Origin of the sequence: Sphingobium sp. TCM1 (genome assembly GCF_001650725.1) — a bacterium.
Taxonomy (GTDB): Bacteria; Pseudomonadota; Alphaproteobacteria; order Sphingomonadales; family Sphingomonadaceae; genus Sphingobium.
Genome location: NZ_LXVX01000033.1, coordinates 2,501 through 5,664, shown reverse-complemented (window position 1 = coordinate 5,664; position 3,164 = coordinate 2,501). Strand labels below are relative to the sequence as shown.

The following is a 3,164-nucleotide window of genomic DNA, read 5'->3' as shown; positions in this document are numbered from 1 at the left end:
GGTTGCGGGGGCAGGATTTGAACCTGCGACCTTCAGGTTATGAGCCTGACGAGCTACCGGGCTGCTCCACCCCGCGACGTTGTTCTGCCTGAGGAGGCAGTTTTTTGCAGCAAAAAGGGGCGGCCTGTTTTACGGGCCGCCCTTTTTGGGATGTGAATGGGTTTTGAACAAAGCGCGAGCTTCAATGCCTGGCGACGCCCTACTCTTCCGGGGCTTGAGCCACAGTACCATCGGCGCAGTCAGGTTTCACGGCCGAGTTCGGGATGGGATCGGGTGGGTCACTGACGCTATGGTCACCAAGCAATGGAGCTGGCGCTTTGTTGGGTATAATCGATGCCCGTGCGGGGTGTGTTGAGATATCCTGGCTGGCTTAACGACCGCCATGTTTCGACAGGTTTTTTCAAGGCTGTCGTTGATGGTGGGACTCTGCGGTTCATTTCTGAACCGTTTAAGCGCGAACAGAGCAATTAGGATCGGTTAGCTCCATGCGTTACCGCACTTCCACATCCGACCTATCAACGTCGTGGTCTACGACGGCTCGATGAAATCTTATCTTGAGGGAGGCTTCCCGCTTAGATGCTTTCAGCGGTTATCCCGTCCATACATAGCTACCCAGCTGCGCCCTTGGCAGGACGACTGGTACACCAGAGGTATGTTCAACCCGGTCCTCTCGTACTAGGGTCAACTCCTCTCAAATTTCGACGCCCACGGCAGATAGGGACCAAACTGTCTCGCGACGTTCTGAACCCAGCTCACGTACCACTTTAATTGGCGAACAGCCAAACCCTTGGGACCTGCTCCAGCCCCAGGATGTGATGAGCCGACATCGAGGTGCCAAACGATTCCGTCGATATGAGCTCTTGGGAATCATCAGCCTGTTATCCCCGGCGTACCTTTTATCCGTTGAGCGATGGCCCTTCCACGAGGGACCACCGGATCACTATGACCGACTTTCGTCTCTGCTCGACTTGTCAGTCTCGCAGTCAGGCGGGCTTATGCCATTGCACTCTAACAGACGGTTTCCAACCGTCCTGAGCCCACCATCGCGCGCCTCCGTTACTCTTTAGGAGGCGACCGCCCCAGTCAAACTACCCGCCACAGAGGGTCCCTGCACCGGATAACGGTGCGAGGTTAGACATCAGAAAACAACAGGGTGGTATTTCACCTATGGCTCCACGACAACTGGCGTCATCGCTTCAAAGCCTCCCACCTATGCTACACAGTTCTTTCCTAATGCCACTCTGAAGCTGCAGTAAAGGTGCACGGGGTCTTTCCGTCTAACCGCGGGTACTCCGCATCTTCACGGAGAATTCAATTTCGCTGAGCATATCCTGGAGACAGTGGGGAAGTCGTTACGCCATTCGTGCAGGTCGGAACTTACCCGACAAGGAATTTCGCTACCTTAGGACCGTTATAGTTACGGCCGCCGTTTACCTGGGCTTCAATTCAGAGCTTGCACTCCTCCTCTTAACCTTCAGGCACCGGGCAGGCGTCAGGCCCTATACGTCGTCTTGAAGCCGACTTAGCAGAGCCCTGTGTTTTTGCTAAACAGTCGCTACCCCCTGGCCTGTGCCCCCCACAAAAAGTTGCCTTAATGTGGGGCCTCCTTCTTCCGAAGGTACGGAGGCAATTTGCCGAGTTCCTTCAGGATACTTCTCTCAAACGCCTTGGTATACTCTACCATTCCACCTGTGTCGGTTTAGGGTACGGTCTATACGGTGGGGCTATTTCCTGGGACAACTTCCCTGCCCGGACCAATCCAATAAGGCCGAACAAGTTACGCCATCCGTCACACACCACCAGGCCCACGAATATTAACGTGGTTCCCATCGACTACCCCCTTCGGGCTCGTCTTAGGGGCCGGCTTACCCTGCTCAGATTAGCTTTAAGCAGGAACCCTTGGAATTTCGGCGACAGTGCATCTCACACTGTTAATCGCTACTCATGTCTGCATTCGCACTTCCGATACCTCCACGGTCGGTTACCCTCCCGCTTCAACGGCCTACGGAACGCTCCGCTACCGCTCAGTCAAAAGACTGAACCCTAAGCTTCGGTGCACGTCTTGAGCCCCGTTACATCTTCGCCGCAGGATCTCTTATTTAGACCAGTGAGCTGTTACGCTTTCTTTAAAGGATGGCTGCTTCTAAGCCAACCTCCTGGTTGTTTTGGAAATCCCACATGCTTTCCCACTTAGACGTGACTTGGGGACCTTAGCTGTAGGTTAGGGCTGTTTCCCTTTTGACGACGGACCTTAGCACCCGCCGTCTGTCTGCCGGACTAGACTCGTTGGTATTCGGAGTTTGGTTAGTATTGGTAGATCTCGCGACCCCCGCAACCATCCAGTGCTCTACCCCCAACGGCAATCATCCGACGCTCTACCTCAATAGATTTCGCGGAGAACCAGCTATTTCCCGGCTTGATTGGCCTTTCACCCCTAAACACAACTCATCCGATAATTTTTCAACATTAAACGGTTCGGTCCTCCAGTGCGTGTTACCGCACCTTCAACCTGGTCATGCCTAGATCGCCGGGTTTCGGGTCTAATGCATCATACTCATGGTCGCCCTATTCAGACTCGCTTTCGCTGCGCCTACACCTAACGGCTTAAGCTTGCATGATACACTAAGTCACAGACCCATTATGCAAGAGGTACGCGGTCAGGTCTCAAGGACCCTCCCACTGCTTGTAGGCATCCGGTTTCAGGTACTGTTTCACTCCCCTCATCGGGGTGCTTTTCACCTTTCCCTCACGGTACTGGTTCGCTATCGGTCATGTACGAGTATTTAGGCTTGGAGGGTGGTCCCCCCATGTTCAGACAGAGTTTCACGTGCTCCGCCCTACTCAAGTCCTGATGTTTCGCTTTCACATACGGGGCTGTCACCCGCTATGGCGCCACTTTCCAGAGGCTTCTGTTAACTAAACACCAGGCACTGGCCTGGTCCGCGTTCGCTCGCCACTACTAACGGAATCTCGGTTGATGTCTTTTCCTCCGGGTACTGAGATGTTTCAGTTCTCCGGGTTCGCCTCACCAAAGCCTATTTTATTCAGCTTAGTGATACCTCTCCCATTTAACACTGATCCAGCAGAAGCTGGCGCAGTCTTAAATGGTGAAGGTGGGTTGTCCCATTCGGAAATCGCGGGATCAAAGCTTGCTCACAGCTCCC

Annotated in this window: 1 tRNA gene and 2 rRNA genes (1 of these 3 cut by a window edge); all 3 read right to left on the bottom strand. The window is 53.9% G+C overall.

Annotated elements, in window-relative coordinates:
• Window positions 1-2: 2 nt before the first annotated feature.
• Window positions 3-76 (bottom strand) — tRNA-Met (locus A7Q26_RS16990).
• Between the two features lie 110 nt (window positions 77-186).
• Window positions 187-301: ribosomal RNA gene (gene rrf, locus A7Q26_RS16985) — 5S ribosomal RNA — on the bottom strand.
• 147 nt (window positions 302-448) lie between these two features.
• A 23S ribosomal RNA gene (locus tag A7Q26_RS16980) occupies window positions 449-3,164 on the bottom strand; it runs 79 nt beyond the window's last position.